General features: G+C 69.9%; 17 protein-coding genes and 1 tRNA gene. 14 read left to right on the top strand and 4 right to left on the bottom strand.

What is annotated here, in order from left to right:
* Positions 1-25: 25 nt before the first annotated feature.
* Complete coding sequence (locus IC605_RS01565; RefSeq protein WP_216317977.1) at positions 26-3,100, bottom strand: DUF11 domain-containing protein; 3,075 nt, start codon at positions 3,098-3,100, stop codon at positions 26-28.
* A 669-nt stretch (positions 3,101-3,769) separates the two neighbouring features.
* On the opposite strand from IC605_RS01565, the gene msrA reads away from it, so the two are divergent.
* A complete protein-coding gene (gene msrA, locus IC605_RS01560; protein ID WP_216317974.1) occupies positions 3,770-4,321 on the top strand; it encodes a peptide-methionine (S)-S-oxide reductase MsrA in 552 nt (183 codons plus the stop codon).
* A 61-nt stretch (positions 4,322-4,382) separates the two neighbouring features.
* Here msrA and IC605_RS01555 read toward each other — a convergent pair whose 3' ends face one another.
* Positions 4,383-5,018: an MOSC domain-containing protein gene (locus IC605_RS01555; protein WP_216317971.1), complete on the bottom strand. Its 636-nt coding sequence runs from the start codon at positions 5,016-5,018 to the stop codon at positions 4,383-4,385.
* 73 nt (positions 5,019-5,091) lie between these two features.
* Between IC605_RS01555 and IC605_RS01550 the strand changes: the two genes are divergently transcribed.
* The 3 genes from IC605_RS01550 (at position 5,092) to IC605_RS01540 (ending at position 7,711) form a co-directional block, all read left to right on the top strand.
* Entirely contained in the window at positions 5,092-6,762 is a 1,671-nt protein-coding gene (locus IC605_RS01550; RefSeq protein ID WP_216317969.1) for a phospholipase D-like domain-containing protein, read from the top strand.
* 173 nt (positions 6,763-6,935) lie between these two features.
* Positions 6,936-7,370: a hypothetical protein gene (locus IC605_RS01545; RefSeq protein ID WP_343216463.1), complete on the top strand. Its 435-nt coding sequence runs from the start codon at positions 6,936-6,938 to the stop codon at positions 7,368-7,370.
* Positions 7,367-7,711, top strand: coding sequence for an RNHCP domain-containing protein (locus tag IC605_RS01540; protein ID WP_216317966.1), 345 nt, complete (start codon positions 7,367-7,369; stop codon positions 7,709-7,711). Before IC605_RS01545 ends, IC605_RS01540 begins: the two co-directional genes overlap by 4 nt.
* A gap of 16 nt (positions 7,712-7,727) precedes the next feature.
* On the opposite strand, the gene IC605_RS01535 is transcribed toward IC605_RS01540, so the two are convergent.
* Entirely contained in the window at positions 7,728-8,504 is a 777-nt protein-coding gene (locus IC605_RS01535) for a substrate-binding periplasmic protein (RefSeq protein WP_216317964.1), read from the bottom strand.
* Between the two features lie 108 nt (positions 8,505-8,612).
* Between IC605_RS01535 and IC605_RS01530 the strand changes: the two genes are divergently transcribed.
* The 4 genes from IC605_RS01530 (at position 8,613) to IC605_RS01515 (ending at position 11,098) form a co-directional block, all read left to right on the top strand.
* The gene (locus tag IC605_RS01530) at positions 8,613-8,786 is read left to right on the top strand and encodes a hypothetical protein (protein ID WP_216317962.1); all 174 of its coding nucleotides are present in this window, start codon (positions 8,613-8,615) and stop codon (positions 8,784-8,786) included.
* Positions 8,783-9,706 (top strand): MBL fold metallo-hydrolase, encoded by a 924-nt coding sequence (locus IC605_RS01525; RefSeq protein WP_343216462.1) that lies wholly within the window; start codon positions 8,783-8,785, stop codon positions 9,704-9,706. The genes IC605_RS01530 and IC605_RS01525 overlap by 4 nt, the downstream gene beginning before the upstream one ends.
* Positions 9,706-10,959: a phosphoribosylamine--glycine ligase gene (gene purD, locus IC605_RS01520; protein WP_216317960.1), complete on the top strand. Its 1,254-nt coding sequence runs from the start codon at positions 9,706-9,708 to the stop codon at positions 10,957-10,959. The genes IC605_RS01525 and purD overlap by 1 nt, the downstream gene beginning before the upstream one ends.
* Positions 10,960-11,015: 56 nt before the next feature.
* A tRNA-Leu gene (locus IC605_RS01515) sits at positions 11,016-11,098 on the top strand.
* 73 nt (positions 11,099-11,171) lie between these two features.
* Here IC605_RS01515 and IC605_RS01510 read toward each other — a convergent pair.
* On the bottom strand, positions 11,172-11,546 hold the full coding sequence (locus IC605_RS01510) for a hypothetical protein (protein ID WP_216317958.1): 375 nt from the start codon (positions 11,544-11,546) through the stop codon (positions 11,172-11,174).
* A gap of 422 nt (positions 11,547-11,968) precedes the next feature.
* On the opposite strand from IC605_RS01510, the gene secG reads away from it, so the two are divergent.
* From secG to IC605_RS01480, 6 genes are all read left to right on the top strand, one after another.
* On the top strand, positions 11,969-12,193 hold the full coding sequence (secG, locus tag IC605_RS01505; RefSeq protein ID WP_216317956.1) for a preprotein translocase subunit SecG: 225 nt from the start codon (positions 11,969-11,971) through the stop codon (positions 12,191-12,193).
* A gap of 272 nt (positions 12,194-12,465) precedes the next feature.
* Positions 12,466-14,217 carry an ABC transporter substrate-binding protein gene (locus IC605_RS01500; RefSeq protein WP_216317954.1) on the top strand — a complete coding sequence of 584 codons (1,752 nt, stop codon included), beginning with the start codon at positions 12,466-12,468 and terminating at the stop codon, positions 14,215-14,217.
* An 87-nt stretch (positions 14,218-14,304) separates the two neighbouring features.
* Complete coding sequence (locus tag IC605_RS01495; protein ID WP_216317952.1) at positions 14,305-15,285, top strand: ABC transporter permease; 981 nt, start codon at positions 14,305-14,307, stop codon at positions 15,283-15,285.
* 12 nt (positions 15,286-15,297) lie between these two features.
* Positions 15,298-16,437, top strand: a complete 1,140-nt coding sequence (locus IC605_RS01490; protein ID WP_216317951.1) for an ABC transporter permease — start codon at positions 15,298-15,300, stop codon at positions 16,435-16,437.
* A 97-nt stretch (positions 16,438-16,534) separates the two neighbouring features.
* Positions 16,535-17,602 (top strand): ABC transporter ATP-binding protein, encoded by a 1,068-nt coding sequence (locus IC605_RS01485; protein WP_216317949.1) that lies wholly within the window; start codon positions 16,535-16,537, stop codon positions 17,600-17,602.
* Positions 17,599-18,621: an ABC transporter ATP-binding protein gene (locus IC605_RS01480; RefSeq protein WP_216317947.1), complete on the top strand. Its 1,023-nt coding sequence runs from the start codon at positions 17,599-17,601 to the stop codon at positions 18,619-18,621. Before IC605_RS01485 ends, IC605_RS01480 begins: the two co-directional genes overlap by 4 nt.
* Positions 18,622-18,758 lie beyond the last annotated feature (137 nt).

Here is an 18,758-nt window from a genome sequence, read left to right as displayed (position 1 = left end):
GCGGGGGCTTTCTTGCTGGCGGGGCTCAGTCGGTGATGATGGTGTGCTCGCTGTCGCCCAGCGTGCGCCCGCCCCCCTGATCCCAGGTCATCGCGCTCGTGAAGAGGTCGTCACCCTTCTGGCTCGCCACGACCTGGAACTCGAAGGCGATGCGGTCGTCGGGGTCCATCCGGTCGATGTGGAAGCGGAAGCTGCGCTGGTCGGCGGCGGGCTGCACGGTGACCGTCGAGCCCGAGGCGGTGAAGGTCCAGGTGGACGGGTCGCGCAGGTCGACGCGGCGGTCCGTGACGGTGCCGTCGCTGTTGCGGAAGCGCACCAGAATCGAGGTGCTGTTGATCAGGTTCGCCATCCGCGGCAGGGAGGCGTTGACGAACACGTTGGTCGCCGGGGCGACGCCCTCGTTCTCGTAGTACAGGTCGTACACGTACCGCGAGCCGACCGGGTAGGCGTCGGTGAGCGTGTCCTGGAGAAACTCGGTGTTCGAAAGAACGTTGTCCCACAGGTCGCGGCCCCAGGCAGGCTGGCCCACGATGTCCACGGAAGCGCAGTCTTCGAGGAAGTTGCGCCCCCGGTCGAGCGCGTAGGGCGCATTGAGCTGGCCGTTGTCGGGCCCCTCGAACTGCTGGTACTCGCCCGGGTTGCCGCGGTAGAGCTGGTTGAGGTTCCAGCCGAACAGCCGCACGCAGTTCACGTTGCCGTTGCCCACGACCTCGCCGCGCAGCGACAGCGTGAACGAGCGCGACGTGCCGTTAGGCAGCGTGCCGAGATTCAGGCCCACCCGGCGGTCGCCCGAGTTCGCCTGGTCGAAGCGTTCGAGCGGGATGATGTTGCCCGCCGCGTCGCGCGCCACCGGGCCGCTGAAACCGGGGCCGTAGGTGTCCTCGACCCGGGCGCTCTGGAGGAAGCCCTCCTGGCCGTACTCGTTCGGGTACAGGCCCCTCAGGCGAGCGTACGCGGTGCGGATGCGCGGGTCGAGCTCGTTCACCGTCGAGCGGTCGAAGTTGAACACGTTGATCAGGAAGCTGGCCTGCTGGTTCGAGACGACCTCCTGGTCGAGGGCCGTCTTGGTGATGCGGGCGACCGGGCGCACGACGTTGATGTACTTGTAGCTGTCCACCTCGGCGGCGTTGCTCGCGCTCGCCTTGGCGCGGTTCTTGATGTCGTAGGGGTCCTCGTACTCGGCGTTGAGGTCGGCGCTCGACTCGGGGGGCGTGAGGCCGTAGGCACCCTGGAGGTTCGTGACCGGATCGGAATTTCCGTCGCGGTCGTTGTCGTTCCAGGCATAGCCGGGCTTGTGGCGCGGGTACACATCGATGGCGATGCGCAGCTCGGCGCCCGCGGCGAGGTCACCGACCTCGTTGAAGTCGATGGTGTGGGTATTCAGGTCGTAGTCGGCGGCCACCGTGCCCGCGTTCCCGCCGCCCGCGTCCACCAGCCGCGCGCTGCCGAGCACGTAGCCCAGCTCGGCGGGCAGCTCGTCGCGCACGGTCACGCCGCGTGCCGCCGTGGTCGAGGTGTTGCGCACCCGGATGGTGTAGGTGTACGTCTTGCCGACCGCGAAGTTGTCCTCGGTCGTCGCCGTGCGGGTGCCGGGGTCGAGACGCGGGGGCAGGGTCACGTCGTCGGGGGCGTAGGGATCGTGGGGCGGGGTGTTCGGGCTCGTGCGCTCGAAACCCGTCCAGGTGACGATATTCGGCCCCGTCTTCTCGATGGCGAGCGTGGCGCCGCTGAAGGTCTTCGTGAAGGTGTAGCTCTTGAGGAGGAAGTCGTACGCCGTGTTGCCGTACTGCACCCGGTAGAAGTAGTCGGCCCGCACGCCCGCCGTGAGGGGCAGCTCCTGCGCGTTCGCGTCGAGGGCGGGGCGCAGGTACACCGCCTGGCCGCCGTCGGCGTTCACGCTGCCCGAGCCGCCCATCGCGCTGCCGTTCGTGGTGAGGAAGAGCCGTTGCAGGTCGGACTCCTGCCCGGCGACGGGCACCAGGGTGTAACGAACGAAGCCGGGGAACTGCGCGCCGCCGACCGGGAAGGGCCCCGTCTGGGGCTGCTTGGTGTAGGCGACGGTGGTGAACTGGTGCAGGCGCTGGCCCGCGTTGAAGAAGTTGTTTTCGAACGCGCCCACGTTTCCGCCCACCCGCTGGCCGCTGGGGATCGGGGTGGTCGTCGTCGCGCCGAAGCTGGTGTCACCGCTGTAATACAGGTGACTCATGTTCGTGAAGAACATCTTGAATTCCGCGAGCGCGGCGCTCGTGGGCGAGTCGGACGCGTCGGTCGCGCTCACCACGAACTTCACGGGCGTGCCCTGGGTGGGCGCACTCGTCGCGTACACGGTGAAGCGCACGATGCCCTGGTCGTCGGAGAAGGCGGCGGTGGTCGTTGCGGCCTGAGCACTCAGCCGCACGGGCCGGGCGGAGACGCCCTGCTGCACGTGCCCCGCGATGATCGTCACGTCGTCGCTGTCGGCGGAGATGCTGACGCGCGCGCCGGGCACGGGGGCGCCGCCCGCGTCCCGCACGACCATCTCGACGAGGACGGCTTCCTCCGTCTGGGAGGCGAAGAGCAGCACGTTCTTGTTGGCGTTCGCCTCGCGCAGGCCGTCGAGGGCCGCCCCCTGGCCGTCGGTCACGGGCGTGTCGCCGTTCAAGGCGATGCTGCGCACCTGCTGCTGGGTCGCCTGGGCGGTGCGGTAGGTCAGCGTGACCGCCGCGTCCTTGTTCGCCGCGCAGTCGAGGGTCACGGACTGCGGCGTGTTGGCCGCCACCTCGTAGCCCTGCATCTGCCCCGCGCTGACGCTGTAGGCCCCCGGCGCGAACGTGGTCGAGAGCTTGTGCCCGCTGACCGCCGTTCCCGAGAAGACGACCCGGCCCGCCGCGTCGCGCACGTTGACGGGTGCGGCGACCGTTCCCCCCACGGGGGCGACATTCTGGAGATTCACCGTGATGCTGGCGCAGCCCGCCACGGGTGTGGGTGTGGTCGGGGGCGGGTTGCCCGGCGGCTGGGCGATGGGGCCCGGCGTGGTGGTCTCGGGGGTGGGCGTGTTGCTGCACGCCGCCAGCGTCAGGGCTCCGGTCAGGGCCAGACCGACGAACTTCAGTCCCTTCATCTGTAGACCTCGTGGCAGGTGGGGCACATCCTGACGGCAAGGTGAACTGCCCCAAAAGCCAGACAAGCTGGTTTTGGTGTCCCCCCCGGGTTAGGATGCCGTGAACCGGTGCCATATCGGTTCACCGTTCGGCTCTAGATGTCGCAGTCGGGGCTGTTCAACGGGTGGCGGCTCAACAGTGGTCGGGAGCGAAACGGGCTCCGGGCCACTGGCCGCCGTTTTGGGCTCTTCGGTGATCGGCTGAGGGAACGCTCCGGGTTCCTCGACTCAACCCGCGGTCGGTCAGCGTCTCGACCGGGACACACCTCCACTTCTGGAGAGGGAAAAGGCGGCGGACGGGGGCAGCGTCGGCTATCCAGGGGTAAACGTCATTCCCACCTCCCCTGTTTGTAGGATTTGTAACACGATAAGCAGCCCCAGAGTTCTCATGGTGAGAAACCTTAAGCGTTGGGGAACCCCCCGTTCCCCCCGGCGGGTGGTGCCCCGCGTGGACGGCGTGCCGGGGGGCCAAAAGCCTCCCCGCAGAGGCTGAGACGCTCCTGGCGTTTCTCACCCTTCCCGCACTCGGAGGCTGGGGGACGCCCGGCCGTCCAGACGGAGGGGCGAACATGAACCCCAACCGTGCCCCACCCCCCCGTCCTCTTGCCGGCCAGACGCGAGACTCGGGGCATGACTTCCCTTTCCGGCAACACGCGGCAGGCCATTTTCGCGGGCGGCTGCTTCTGGTGTACCGAAGCCGTGTTCAAGGACGTGCGGGGGGTCTCCCGGGTCGAGAGCGGGTACATCGGCGGGCACCTGCCCAACCCGGATTACCGCAGCGTGTGTGAGGGGACGACCGGGCACGCGGAGGCGGTGCGCCTCACCTTCGACCCGGCGCAGGTCAGCTTCAGGGACCTGCTGACGCTCTTTTTCGCCACACACGACCCCACCAGCCTCAACCGCCAGGGCGGCGACGTGGGGACCCAGTACCGCAGCGCCGTCTTTCCCCTGGACGGGGAGCAGGAGCGCGAGACCCGCGAGGTCGTTCAGGAGCTGACCGCACAGGGCGTGTTCGACCGACCCATCGTGACCACCCTTGAGCCCGCGGGCGAGTTCTACGTCGCGGAGGACGCCCATCAGGACTTCTACGCCCGCAACCCGCGCCAGGGCTACTGCCTGGCCGTGATCGCGCCCAAGGTCGCCAAGCTGCGCAAAGAGTACGGCGACCGCCTGCGGGCGTAGCGGCGGCACAGGAGGGCGGGACCCCGGAGCAGAGACGGCTCCCGGCGTCTTGCCCTTGCGCTCAGGTGCTCAGCATCTCCTCCAGCCCCCGCCGGAACCGGGCGGCCAGGGGGGCGGCGAGGGAACGCTCCAGGGTCGCGCGGTCGGGCTTTCCCCCCAGCCACGCGTCGAACACCTCGGCGACGGTGGGCGCGCCCACGGGGGCAGCGGTCTCGCGGGTCACCCCGTCGCCGCGGCCCACGTCGCCCGTCTCCAGCACGCGGGTGTAGAAGCCGGGACGGCGGGCCTGCGCGAAGCGCTTGACGAAGCCCGCGTCCTCCATCCGGGCGCCCAGGGTGCCGCAGGGAATCCGCGGCGCCGTGACCTCCAGCAGCACGGCCCCGACGCGGAAGCGCTCGCCGACCCGCACCCCCGCCGATTCGAGCCCGCCCACGAGCAGGTTCTCGCCGAAGAGGCCGGGTTCGGGGGCGCGGCCCAGCGTCTCCTCCCAGTGGTCGTAATCCTCGCGGGTGTAGACGTACACGGCCTGATCGGGGCCGCCGTGATGCCGGCGGTTGATCACCCGGTCGCCGTCGAGGCCCTGGGCCGTCACCCGGACGCGGCCCGGCACCGGATGCTTGCGGATGCCCGTCACAATCGTGCGGTTGCCCACGTGGGCGGCGGTGGGCTGGCCGACATTCACGCTGAGGACCCTCATGGCCTCAGGCTAGCAGCCGGGACTGTGCCGAGGTTCGCCTCCCGGGGGCCGGGCCGGAGGGTAGCCTGCGGCCGTGCTTCCCGCCCCCCTGTCCCGCCCGCTCGCCTGGGCCCTGGCCCTCCTGACCCTGCTCGCGGGCGAGACGGCGGGGGCGGGGCGGGCCGTCTTCCCGGCGGGCTTCGAGGTCGTGCGCGCCCCGCTGCCCCGGCCCGCCCTCGCCCCGCTGGACGGTCTGGGCCTGAACGCCTGCCCGCCGCCCGCCGCCCCGCTCGACCGCCTGCTGGACGAGCGCACCCGGGGGCAGGGCGCGGCCCTGAGCTGCGGCAACCGGGTGGAGGGGCTGCTGCACTTCCCGAACCCCGACCCCGCCTACAGCGCCCAGCCGCCCCGCGCGGGCGGCGCCTTCGAGGAACTGGCGGACGAGGTGCGCCGGACGCGGCACGAGCTTCTGATCGCCACCATGCTCTGGGACGACGGCCCGGAGGCCCCCGGCGCGGCCATCGCCCGGGCCGTCGCCGACTTGCGCCGCGACCTCGCCGCGCACCCGGGGCGGCACCCGGGGGGGCTCACCGTGCGCCTGCTGCTCGGGAACTCGGTCCGCCTCGGCGACCTCCTCGACCCGACCGCCAACGCCTACCACGCCGCGCGGCACCTGCTGGAGGCGGGGGTGCCGCTGACCGGCGACACCGTGCCCGGCTGGCGGCTGGAGCTTGCCAACTACACCTACGCCCTGCCCCACAGCCACGTCAAGCTCGTGGTGCAAGACGGCGAGACGGTGCTCGCGGGGGGCTTCAACGTCAGCCTCTTCCACGTCCCGGCGCAGGTTCCGGGGGGCCTCGACCTCGCCGACCTCGCCCTGCGGGTGCGCGGCCCGGTCGCCCGGCACGCGGTCGCCACCTTCCGGGACGGCTGGGTCCTCAGCCGGGGGCTGACCTGCCGGGGAAGCCCCACGCCGCAGACGCTGCGCCGCGACTGCTCCTTTTCCCGGCCCACCTCCCCGTGGCCGCTGGTCTGGACGGGCCCTGCCCCCGCCGCCGGGACGGCCCGCGTCTACGGCCTCTACCGCCGCAGCGGCTATACGGACGCCGACGACGCGGTGACGGCCCTCTTCGGCGCGGCGCGGACGAGCATCGACGTGATGCAGTCGCAGGTGAGCGGCACCCTGGGGTGCGTGGGCCAGCTCTCGGAGCCCGGCGGGTGCGGGCCCGCCCTCCAGCTTCCGGTGTGGCGGGCCGCCGTCCGGGCCGTGCGCGAGCGGGGCGTCCGGCTGCGGCTGCTCCTCGACTACGACCCCCTGCTCCAGGCCGAGACGCTCGCCTTCCTGCGGGGGGTGGAGGCCGAACTCGCGCCGCTGGGGCTGGCGGACCACGTGCAGGCCCGCTGGTACGCCCCGGCGGGGGGGCTGCACACCAAGGCGGCCCTGATCGACGGGGGGATGCTCACGGTCGGCAGCCAGAACCTGCACCACTCGGCCTTCGGGCCCCTGGGCCTGAGCGAGTACACCCTCGCCACGAGCGACGCCGGGGCGGCCGCGGAGTACGGGCGGATGTTCGCCTTCGAGTGGGCGCGCGCGCACGCCATCCACGCGCCGTGGTGGCTCCCCGCCGACCCGGCCGCGCCCCCCGCCCCCGGGCCGGGTCCGGGGAACCGCCGGGAGCGGGAGGGGAAAGACAGGCCCCACGTGACAGGCTTTTCTCCTGACCAGACTCAAAAGATCGGGTCAGAGAGGGAGGGTGCAGGTTGAAGTCGCCGCTGGCCGAAGGATGTTGACCCTCGCCCCTTGCGGGAGAGGGGGCGTGTGACTCAGATGGCCGCCCACCCCGAGCCGACGGGTACAGGGCACTCGGTGGAGAGAAAAGTCCGCCCCTCGTAACCCCTCCCCCCGTCCGCCGCGCGCCGCTGTGCTGCAATGTGGGGGTGAGTCCCCAGGCCCCCCGTGACGCCTCCCCCTTCGATCCGGCCCAGGCGGAGGCGGGGCGCGTCCCCACCCTGGTGGTGCTCGCCGGGCTGTTCATGCTGGCGACCACGCCCTTTCTGGGGCGGCTTCTCCAGGGCCAGACCGATCACCTCGCGCGCAACCTGCTGTACGCCGCGGCGACCGCCGTGCTGCTCGGGCAGGTGTGGCGCGGCAGCGTGTGGGCGTGGCGGCTCACCGTGGGCTTCAGCGTCGCGGCGGGGCTCCTCGTCTTCGTGGTGGGGATGCTCGCGGGCGTGAGCAACGGGCAGGGCTGGGTGATCAGCCTCGCGGGGCTGGGCTTCCTCGTGCTGGGGACGTGCCTGGTGGGGGTCTCCAGCATCCGCGCCTTCCTCGACTCGCGCTGGGGGCGCCGGGGCGGGGGAGGCCGCGCGTGACCGGCCCGAGGCGCTTCACCGTGCGGGACACCAACCACGGCTTCACCTGTGCCCACTGCGGAACAGAGGTTGTTCCCCTGCACAACGGCTCGGTGCGAAACCACTGTCCGGCCTGCCTGTATTCCCTGCACGTGGACGTGCAACCCGGCGACCGCGCGAACGAGTGCCGGGGCCCGATGCGGCCCGTCGGGGTCGAGCAAAGCGGCAAGAAGGGCTGGGTGATCCTCTACCGCTGCGAGCGGTGCGGCGGGGAGGGCCGGAACAGGGCGGCCCTCGACGACCCCCGGCAGCCCGACGACTGGGGGGCGCTCGTGGCGCTCAGCGGCCCCCCGCGTCTCTGAGGGGGCCCGGCGCGGCTCAGCCCTTGCAGCGCATGTCCTTGCCGAAATATTTCGTCATCAGGGCGCCGTAGGCGGGTGTTCTGGCGAGGCGCTCCAGGCCGGCGTTCAGGGCGGCGCGGGTGGAATCGTTGTCCTCGCGCAGCATCAGGCCGATGGGCACGCTCCACAGCTCGGGGCCGAAGTGGACGGGGACCTTGGGAAACTGGCGCCGGATGGCGAGCTGCATCGCGCTGTAGGCGAAGGTGGCGTCCACGCTCCGGGTCAGGACGCCCATGATCAGGTCCTCGCTCGTGGGAAACACCAGGACGCGCTTCTCGAAGGGAAATTTCTGCACGTAGGCCTGCATGACCGTGCCCGCGCTCACGCCGATGGTCTTGCCCGCCAGTTGCCGGGTCTCCTTGAGCCGCGCGTCGAGCGACACCAGCGACACGCCCGCGCAGAGGATGGGCCGGGTGAAGTCCGTGCGGTTCTCGCGCGTGCTCGTGTGCGCCAGGGCGCCCAGCGCCACGTCGGCCCGGTCCTCTTGCAGCGCCTGGATGAGCCCGTCGCTGCGGGTGCGCGTGTAGGCCACCCGCACGCCGAGGTCCCCCGCGAGCTCCTCGACGAGTTCGATCTCAAAGCCGCCAAAGCCGCCCTCCGTCCCCACCGTGAAGGGTGGGATGTCGCCGGGCGTCGCCACCCGCAGCACGCCGCTCTCCCTGATCTGGGTGAGGCTCCGCGCCCCGGCGTGCGAGGCTCCCAGGACGAGGGCGAGGGCCGTGACGGTCAGGAGGCGGCGCGGGAACGGTGACATAGGTCCCGTGACCTTAAGCTGGTCTTCATCACAACCTTCTGACAGGAGACGGGGCTTCATGAGGGGGTGGCGGGCGGCGGCCCGTGCCGCCTCGGGTAGACTCCGGGGATGGTGCTCTGGCTCGCCGTTCTGTTCATCGCGCTGAGCGCGACCCTGATCCTCGCGCTCACCCTCGGGCCGCTGCGGAAGGCGGCCAACGTGAGGGTGATCCGCCTCTTCGCGGCCGTGCAGTACGCGGCGGCCCTCCTGCTCGCGGGCGCCCGCCTGACGGGGAAGGCGTGACGGGCCCCGGCGCGGCGGTGCGCACCCTCGACCTGAACTTCCAGGGGGTGCCGGGCGTGATCGCCGCCTCGGTGTTCGACACCGGGGACGGGCTGGCGGTCGTGGACGTGGGGCCGGGCAGCACCCTGCCGGGGCTGGAGTCGGGCCTGGCGGCCATGAACGCCTCGCTGGCCGACGTGCGGCACGTCCTCCTCACCCACATCCACCTCGACCACGCGGGGGCGGCCGGGACGGTCCTGGGCCGGGTGCCGGGGGCGCGGGCCTACGTCCACGAACGCGGCGCGGCGCACCTCTCCCGGCCCGGGCGGCTGCTGGCGAGCGCCGGGCAAATCTACGGGGGCGAGATGGACCGCCTGTGGGGCGAGATGCGGCCCATCGACGCGGAGCGGCTGGAGGTCCTGTCGGGCGGCGAGGTCCTGCGTCTCGGGGGCCTGGAGGTCCGCCCGCTGTCCACGCCGGGGCACGCCGTCCACCACCTCGCGTATCACGTGAGGGACGACCTGTTCGTGGGGGACGTGGGCGGCATCCGGCTCAGTGACACGCAGACCCCGCGCGCCCCCACCCCGCCGCCCGACATCAACCTCCCCGCGTGGCGCGAGAGTATCGCCACCCTGCGGGCGCTGGACGCCCACACCCTGCACCTCGCCCACTTCGGGGCCCACCCGAACTCGGCCGGGCACTGGGACGGCCTGCTCGCCACCCTGGAACTGGACGCCGCGCGGGTCCGCGAGGGGCTGGAGCGCGGCCAGGGGATGGACGACCTCACCGGGAGCTTCACCCGGGCGCTGCTGGACGATCTGCGGGCACAGGACCCCGCCCTCCCCGCCCGCTACGAGTTCGCCTGCCCCCCCTGGATGAGCGTGCAGGGGCTGGTGCGCTACTGGGGGCGGGCGGCGGCCCGGGGCGGGGAGGGGAGCTGATGCGCGTCCTCGTCGTGGGCGGGGGAGGCCGCGAGCACGCCATCGTGGATGCCTGCGTCCGGGCGGGCCACGAGGTCCTCTGCACACCCGGGAACCCCGGCATCGCTCGCCAGGCCCGCGTCCTCGCCAGCCCCCAGGACTCCGATGCGCTCGCCGACCTCGCCGTGCGCGCGGGGGTGGAGGTCGTGATCGTGGGCCCCGAGGCGTACCTCGCCGCCGGGCTGGTGGACGCCTGCCGCGAGCGCGGCGTGCCCGCCTTCGGTCCGACCCGCGCCGCCGCCCGCCTGGAGGGGGACAAGGCGTGGAGCAAGGCCTTCATGCTCCGGCACGGCATCCCCACCGCCGCCCACCGCTCCTTCACGAGGCTGGAGGAGGCGCTGATCCACGCCGCCGCCCACCCCCTGCCCCTCGTCGTCAAGGACGCGGGGTTGCGGGCCGGGAAGGGCGTCACGGTCGCCCGCACGGCGGAGGAGGCGCAATCGGCCCTGCGCGACATCTTCTCGCAGGAGGGTGCCCAGGCCGTGCTGGAGGAGTTCATGACCGGCCAGGAGGTCACGGTCCTCGCGCTGACCGACGGCGAGCGGTACGCGCTGACCCCGCCGAGCCAGGACCACAAGACGGTCCACGAGGGCGACGTGGGCCCCATGACGGGCGGCATGGGCGTGATCTGCCCCTTCCCGCTCTCCGCAGGAGACCTCGCCCGCATCCGCGCGGGGGTCATCGAGCCCGCCCTCGCCGGGATGCGGGGGGAGGGCCATCCCTTCACGGGCGTGCTGTACGCGGGCCTGATGCTGACCCCGGACGGCCCGAAGGTGGTCGAATTCAACGCCCGCTTCGGCGACCCCGAGGCCGAGGCGGTGCTGCCCCTGCTGGACTCTGACCTCGCCCGGCACGCCCTCGACGCGGCGCGCGGGCACCTCGACCCGGGGAGCGTCCGCTTCCGGGAGGGGGCGAGCGCCGTCGTGGTCCTCGCCGCGCCCGGCTATCCCGGCGAGCCGCAGAAAGGCATTCCCCTCGGGCTGCCCGGGCCCGGCCCGGACGAGGTGATCTACCACGCCGGAACCGCCGAGCGGGGAGGGCGGCTCGTGAGCAGCGGGGGCCGGGTGCTCGCGGTGACGGCCACGGCGCCCACCTTGAACGCCGCGCTGGGCCGGGCCTACGCCCTCGCGGACCGGGTGGACTTTCCCGGGGCGCAGATGCGCCGTGACCTGGGCGCCCGCATCGGGGCCCGGCCCGAGTCTCAGCCCGTTTGACCCCCGCCCACCTCACGCGCTAGCATCCGCCCGTCCCGAAGACCTGGGGCGAGAGGGCCGGAGTGGCGGAATCGGTAGACGCACTCGACTCAAAATCGAGCGGGAAACCGTAGGGGTTCGAGTCCCCTCTTCGGCACCAAGGAGAGCAGGCCCCCGCGTCGTGTGGGGGCCTGCCGATTGCTGCGGCTTCCCGGGCCGGACCTGGCGAGCGCCTACTTCACCCGGGTCAGGGTGCAGCTCACGTTGGCCGCGAGGTCTCGCTCCTGGGGCCGCAGGAAGATCGAGAGAGACCGTTCGTCCGCCTCCCCGCCGATGTAGATCCCCTGCAAGGACTCGCCCGGGGCCACCCGAACGGGGCGGGGGACCGAGCACCCCCGGGGCACAGGCCCGGCCATCTCCTGTTCGAACCTCACCACGGTCAGAATCTCGGGCGCTCCCTTGTCGTCATGGCGCACGTAAAACCGCTCCCACACGTTGCGGGCCTCCACCATGTGCTCGTCGGCCACGTAGTCGTACCCGGTCTGTCCGTGGTCGTAGAGTTTGCCGACGAGCAGTTGCTGCTCCCCCCTCCGGCCCTCGACCGTCATGCGCCACTCCTGCCCCGGACTGACGAGCCGTTGGGAAGAAGGGGAAGAACCGACGGAGGGCGCGCAGGCGGCCAGCAGGACGGGGAGCAGGACAAGGGGAAGACGCACCGCAACAGTTGAGCAGGGACGCGCCAGCCTTTGCAATGGGGGTGGGGGACCCCAACCGGGGGTTGACACGTTCCGCACGTTCGTTCAGAAGTCGGCGCGGTGAGGGGCATCCCCCTCCAATCGCCCCTCCGGCGGGGGCCTTGGTGGGCAGGTCAGACAGGGAGAGAGGGGCGGTGGAGATGCGGCGGGACTCCTGCTAGAGTCGGTCCGGCAACGGCTGGTCCGGGCGCCAGTGTGTCGCTCGACTTCGGTCTGCGGCGGGCGACCCCGGAGCGTCGGATTCTCCTCCGCCCCCAGCCTTCCCGAGGTAATCCATGATTCTGACCCTCTTCATCGTCCTCTTCGCCCTCGTCTGCGTGGGGCTCGTGTTCTTCGTGCTTCTTCAGGTGCCCAAGCAGGCGGGGCTCTCGGCCAGCATGGCGTCGGGCGGCTCGCTGCTCGGCGGGCGCGGGGTCGAGGGCGGCCTGATTCGCGTCACCAGCGTGCTCGGCGGGCTGTTCATGCTGCTTGCCCTCCTCATCGGCGTCGTCTCGCGCTGAACGTTTCTCCGTGAACCGCCGCTCCTCAGATCGGGGCGGCGGTTTCCCGTCGGTCCCGGTGCGGACCTCCTCCCCAGGGCCGAGCCCGCGCTCGTTTGATAGGTATGTAACAATTGCCGCTGGAACGTAAGGATTCCTCTTGACCTCTTTGGAGTCGGTTCATATATTGGCGGCGCTGGAATCCCCTCACAGATGTGTTGCCCCGCCCGCTCAGTTCGCGCTGGACGTGCCCCTTTTCCTGATCCCCAGACTCGAGCCTCAGGAGGCTTCCTATGAAAAGAGCAATGTTCGTTGCCCTGGCGATGACCCTCGGGTCGGCCGTCGCGGCGCCCTTCGTGTACCCGGCGGCCTGGACGGCGGAGCAAAACACCGCGAACAAGCGCGGCGGCGAGTTCCGCAACTACACCATCTCGGACTTCAAGAGCATCAACCCCTTCACCGACGCCGAGGCCACCAGCATCCCCGGCACGATGGAGGCGGGCGCGGGCCTCTTTATCCAGGACCCCCGCAACGATGAGCTGATCCCCTACATGGCCGACGGCGCGCCGACGGTCAGCAACGGTGGTCGGCGCTTCGTGGTCAAGATTCGTCCGGGGATGAAGTTCAGCGACGGCCAGCCCATCACCGCCGACGACTGGATCACCACCTACCGCATCCACACCGACGACAAGGTGGGCAGCAACTCCTACGACAACTTCTTCCTGAACAAGAAGCCCATCACCGTCAAGAAGATCGACAACTCCACGTTGCAGTTCGACTTCCCCCAGCAGAGCGCCAAGGCCCTCGTGCTGATGAGCTACACGCCCTGGCCCGACCACATCTTCGGGGCGGCCTACCGCTCGGGCGGCGCCGAGGCGGTCAAGAAGCTCTGGACGCTGGGCACGCCCGCCAACCAGGTCGTGTCTCCCGGCATGTGGACCCTGGAGAGCTACCAGGCGGGCGAGCGCACGGTCCTCAAGAAAAATCCCTACTGGGGCGAGTGGAACAAAGACAGCCGCGGTCAGGCGCTGCCGTACCTCGACCGTTACTCGTACCGGGTGACCACGGACCTCAACGCCGCGCTCGCCGCGTACCTGGCCGGGCAGATCGACACCTTCGGGCCGCGCAACGCCGACGACCTCGCGCAGATCAAGCGGGCCATCGACGGGGGCAACCTCAAGGCGACCCTGACGCCCAACGTGAGCCCGCAGGCCCAGAGCCAGTGGATCACCTTCAACTGGAACAAGGCGTCGGACCCCGACAAGCAGCGCCTCTTCCGCGACGTGCGCTTCCGGCGCGCGATGAGCCACATCGCCAACCGTCAGGCGATGGTGCAGCTCGCGCTGGGCGGCCTGGGCAGCGAGAACTACTACTCGGTCTACCCGATCTTCAAGAACTACATCAGCGACGCGGCGCCCAAGTACCGCTACGACCTCGCGCAGGCGACCCGGCTGCTCTCGCAGATCGGGTACACCAAGAAAAACGCCCAGGGCTACCTCGTCAATGGCGCGGGCAAGGTGCTGGAGTTCAACCTTGCCACGAACGCGGGCAACACCGTGCGCGAGCAGCTCGGGCGCATCTTCGCGGATGAGGCGAGGAAGGTCGGCGTCAAGGTCAACTTCACGCCCATCGACTTCAACAACCTCGTGGGGCAGCTCACCGCCAAGGGCGAGAACCGGCCCTTCGACGCGATCCTGCTGGGCCTTTCGGGCGGCGACAACATCTGGCCCTTCGGGCAAAACGTCACGCCCTGCGGCACCAACTTGCACTCGTACAACAACCCCACGAGCGGCGCCTGCCTGACCCCGCAGGAGTCCTTGATGACCAAGCTGTACTACCAGGGTGACGCCACCCTGAACGTGGCCCAGCGCCGGGCCATCGGGGCGCAGCTCCTGAAGGCCGAGGCCGAACTCCAGCCGGTGGTCTACCTCGTGGGCGGCAACTACCACGTGACCTACAACGAGCGGCTGGGCGGCGAGTACTCGCGCGAGATGATGGACGCCTACTACGGCGCGCGCAACATCGCCCTGACGTTCATCAAGTAACGGACCCGCCACCGCGCACCCGGGGGTGGCTCGCGCAAGCGGGCTGCCCCCACTGCATGAGCCCCACGGCAATCAACAGGAGCCCCGATGATTCCATTCCTCCTGCGGCGGGCCCTTCAGGCCATCCCGACCCTGCTGCTCGCCAGCCTGCTGATCTTTTTCGTGATCTCGCTCGCTCCCGGCGACTTCCTGACCCCCGCCAAGCTCAACCCCAACATCAGCCCCGAGCAGATCGCCAACTTAGAACGCAGCTTCGGCCTCGACCGCCCCGTCTGGCAGCAGTACCTGCTGTGGCTCGGGAACATGCTGCGCGGGGACTTCGGGCTCTCCTTTCAGTACCAGCAGCCCGTGCTGGGCGTGATCTGGCCGCGCATCGTGAACTCGCTGTGGCTGGTGCTCCTGATCCTGGTGATCTTTTACGCGGTGTCCATCCCGCTCGGGGTCTTCGGGGCCGTGCGCCAGAACTCGCTCGGCGACAAGAGCGTCAACGTGGTGCTGTATTTCCTGCTGGGCTTCCCGAGCTTTTTCATCGCGCTGATCGCCCTGTACTTCATCGTGCAGGCGCGCTTCGCCACGGGCCTGGACATTCCCATCGGCGGGATGAGGAGCGAGAATTTTGCCGAGCTGAGCCCCTTTCGGCAGGCACTCGACGTCGCCAAGCACCTGATCGTCCCCGCGCTGATCCTGGCGATCACGGACGCGGCGGGCCTGACGCGCGTGATCCGCGGGCAGATGCTGGAGGTCATGCGCTCGGACTACATCCGCACCGCGCGGGCCAAGGGGGTCAGCGAGAGAACGGCGATCTGGAAGCACACCTTCCGCAACGCGATCTTGCCCATCGTGGCGGGGATCGGCGGCACCCTGCCGGGGCTGATCGGCGGGGCGGGCTTCATCGAGGTGGTGTTCGCCTACCCCGGCATCACGCCGATGCTGCTCAACGCGATCAACACCCAGGACCTCTACCTCATCGCGGGGTTCACCATGATCACGACCGTGCTGCTCATCATCGGCAACGCGATCAGCGACATCCTCCTCGCGGTGGTCGACCCGCGCGTGTCGGTCTCGTAAGGAAGGCTTGCCGTGACCACGACCGCCCCCCAGCCCCGGCAGGCCCGCGCCCGCCGTCCCCAGTCGCAGTCGCAGTTCTCGGTCGCCTGGGGCCAGTTCCGCAAGAACCGCCTCGCGCGCATCGGCGGCACCTTTTTGCTGCTGCTCTACGCCCTCGCCGTCTTCGCGCCCTTCGTGGCGCCCGACGGCCTGTCCAACTACTCGACGACCAACATCACCCGCTTCCACCCGCCCACGCCGGTCCACTTCCGCGACCCGCAGGGTGGGGGGCTGACCCGGCCCTACGTGTACCAGTACGCCCAGCAGCTCAACCTCGACACCTTCGTCAACGAGTTCAAGCCCACCCAGACCCGCTGCCCGATCTACTTTGGGGTGCGGGGCGACTCGTACCGTCTGCTGGGCCTGATTCCCGGCAACGTGCACCTCTTCGGCACGGGCAATCCCGACTGCAAGGTGTACCTCTTCGGCGGCGAGGCGCTGGGCCGCGACCTCTTCACCCGCACGATGTACGCCTCGCAGATTTCCCTGACCATCGGCGTGGGAGCGGTGCTGCTGAGCACGGTCATCGGCCTGTTTATGGGCGCGATGGCGGCGTATTTCGGCGGGATCGCGGACACGCTGATCATGCGGCTCGTGGAGGTGCTGGCGTCCATCCCGGGGCTCTTCCTGCTGATCCTGCTGCGGTCGGTCTTTCCGCAGAACATCAACCCGATCTTCGCGCTGTACATGATTCTGGGGCTGCTCGCCTTCATCTCGTGGGGCGGGCTGGCGCGGGTGGTGCGCGGACAACTCCTGAGCGTGCGCGAGCAGGACTTCGTGTCGGCGGCGCGGGCGCTGGGGGCCGGGAACGGCCGGATCATGTGGCGCCACATGCTGCCCACCATGACGACGTACGTGATCGTGCTGCTCAGCCTCGGGATTCCCGGCGCGATCCTGACGGAATCGGGCCTGAGTTTTCTCGGGATCGGGGCGGTCGAGCCTTACGTGTCGTGGGGCAGCCTGCTCAGCCAGGCGCAGGAGGGGGGCTTCGCCTCCATCACCCAGCGGCCCTGGGTGCTGATCCCGGGCTTTTTCATCGTGCTGACGGTGATGTGCTTCCAGCTTCTGGGCGACGGGCTGCGCGATGCCTTCGATCCGCGCAAGCGGCAGTAATGCGGGGACGCGGAGACCCGGGCGCGGGCCACACGCAGGGCCCACCGGGACTGTATGATCCCCCCATGTGTTCAAGCCTGTGCTCCACGGAGGCCAGATGACCCTGCCCACTCCGGTTCAGACGACGCCCTCGCCGAGCGAGACGCTGCTGGCGGTCAACAACCTGAAGACGTACTTCTACACGGACGACGGTGTGGTGAAAAGCGTGGACGGGGTGACCTTCCACATCAAGAAGGGCGAGACCCTGGCGGTGGTGGGCGAGTCGGGCTCGGGCAAGAGCGTCACCAGCCTCTCGATCATGCGCCTGATCGCCTCCCCGCCCGGCAAGATCGTGGACGGCGAGATCCTGTTCGTCGGCAAGGACGGCGTGCAAAAGGACATCACGAAGCTGCCGGAAGCCGAGATGCGCAAGATTCGCGGCAACGACATCTCGATGATCTTCCAGGAGCCGATGACCAGCCTCAACCCGGTCTACACGGTGGGGGACCAGATCGCCGAGGCCGTGATGCTCCACCAGGGCAAGAACAAGCGCGACGCGATGGGCGTGGCGACCGACATGCTGCGCTTCGTCGGCATCCCGGCGCCCGAAAAGCGTGTCAACGAGTACCCCCACCAGATGTCGGGCGGGATGCGCCAGCGCGTGATGATCGCGATGGCCCTCTCGTGCAAGCCCGCCCTGCTGATCGCCGACGAGCCCACCACCGCGCTCGACGTGACGATCCAGGCACAGATCCTCGACCTGATGCGCAACCTCCAGAAGGAGGTCGGCATGAGCATCCTCTTCATCACCCACAACCTCGGGGTGGTGGCGGAGATGGCCGACCGGGTGGTCGTGATGTACGGCGGGCGCGTGGTGGAGGAGGGCGACGTGGTGGAGATCTTCAAAGCACCCCGTCACCCTTACACGATGGGGCTGCTCAACTCGGTGCCGCGTCCCCAGGACCGCGAGCCGGGCCAGCCTAAGGCGCGGCTGGAGGCGATTCCCGGCAACGTGCCCAATCCGCTGAACCTGCCGCCCGGCTGCCCCTTCGAGCCGAGGTGCAAGTTCGCGGTGCCCGAGTGCCGTGAGGCCGTGCCGCCGCTGTACGACACGGGCGGGGGCCACACGGCCCGCTGCATCCGCTGGCACGAGTTCGAGCGCGCGCAGGAAGGGGTGGGCGCATGACCACCGTGGTCAACCTCAGCACGGCTGCGCGCCCCGTGCCCGCCACCGGCGAGACCCTGCTCGACGTGCGCAACCTCGAAAAGTACTTCCCGATCCGGGGCGGGCTGCTCTCGCGGGTGGTGGCGAACGTGAAGGCCGTCAACGACGTGTCCTTCCAGCTCGGCCGGGGCGAGGTCGTCGGCCTGGTGGGCGAGTCGGGCTCGGGCAAGACGACGGCGGGCCGCGCGATCCTGCGCCTGATCGAGCCGACCGGCGGGCAGGTGATCTTCAACGGCAAGGACATCACCAAGCTCAGCAAGGGCGAGCTGCGCGACTACCGCCGCGAGATGCAGATCATCTTCCAGGACCCCTTCGCGTCGCTCAACCCGCGCATGACGGTCTCCGACATCATCGGCGAGGCCATGCAGATCCACAACCTGCACCCGGGCCGCGAGCGGGTGGACCGCATCGCCGAACTGCTCCAGAAGGTCGGCCTGCGCCCTGAGCACATGCGGCGCTATCCGCACGAATTCTCGGGCGGGCAGCGCCAGCGCATCGGGATCGCCCGGGCGCTCGCGGTCAATCCGTCGTTCATCGTGGCGGACGAGCCGGTCTCGGCGCTGGACGTGTCGATCCAGGCGCAGGTCGTCAACCTCCTTCAGGACCTTCAGGAGGAGCTGGGCCTGACGGTGCTGTTTATCGCGCACGACCTCGCGGTGGTGGAGTACATCTGCGACCGGATCATCGTGATGTACCTGGGCCGGGTGATGGAGATCGCGCCCAGCCGCGAGCTGAACCGCAACCCCAAGCATCCCTATACCGAGGCGCTGCTCTCGGCCGCCCCGGTGCCCGACCCCACCGTCAAGCGCCAGCGGATCATTCTGGAGGGCGACATCCCCAGCCCGATCAACCCGCCCAGTGGCTGCGTGTTCCGCACCCGCTGCCGCTACGCGGTGGACGAGTGCTCCAAGGTCGTGCCCGAGCTGCGTGAGGTCGCGCCGGGCCACTTCAAGGCCTGCATCCGCGACGACATTCTGTAATTTCTCAGCCTTCGGTGATCGGCCGCCCTCGCCCCGTGCGGGGGCGCTTTCTGGTCGGGGTCGCCGCCTCTCCCCCGCAAGCTGTCGCATTTCTGACTAAACCTCTCACACGTCACAATTGAGGGCGCGGCAGGATG

Origin of the sequence: Deinococcus aestuarii (assembly GCF_018863415.1) — a bacterium.
Classification (GTDB): domain Bacteria; phylum Deinococcota; class Deinococci; order Deinococcales; family Deinococcaceae; genus Deinococcus; species Deinococcus aestuarii.
Note: the sequence above shows the minus strand (reverse complement) of the source record. Positions and strands in the feature narration are given on the sequence as shown.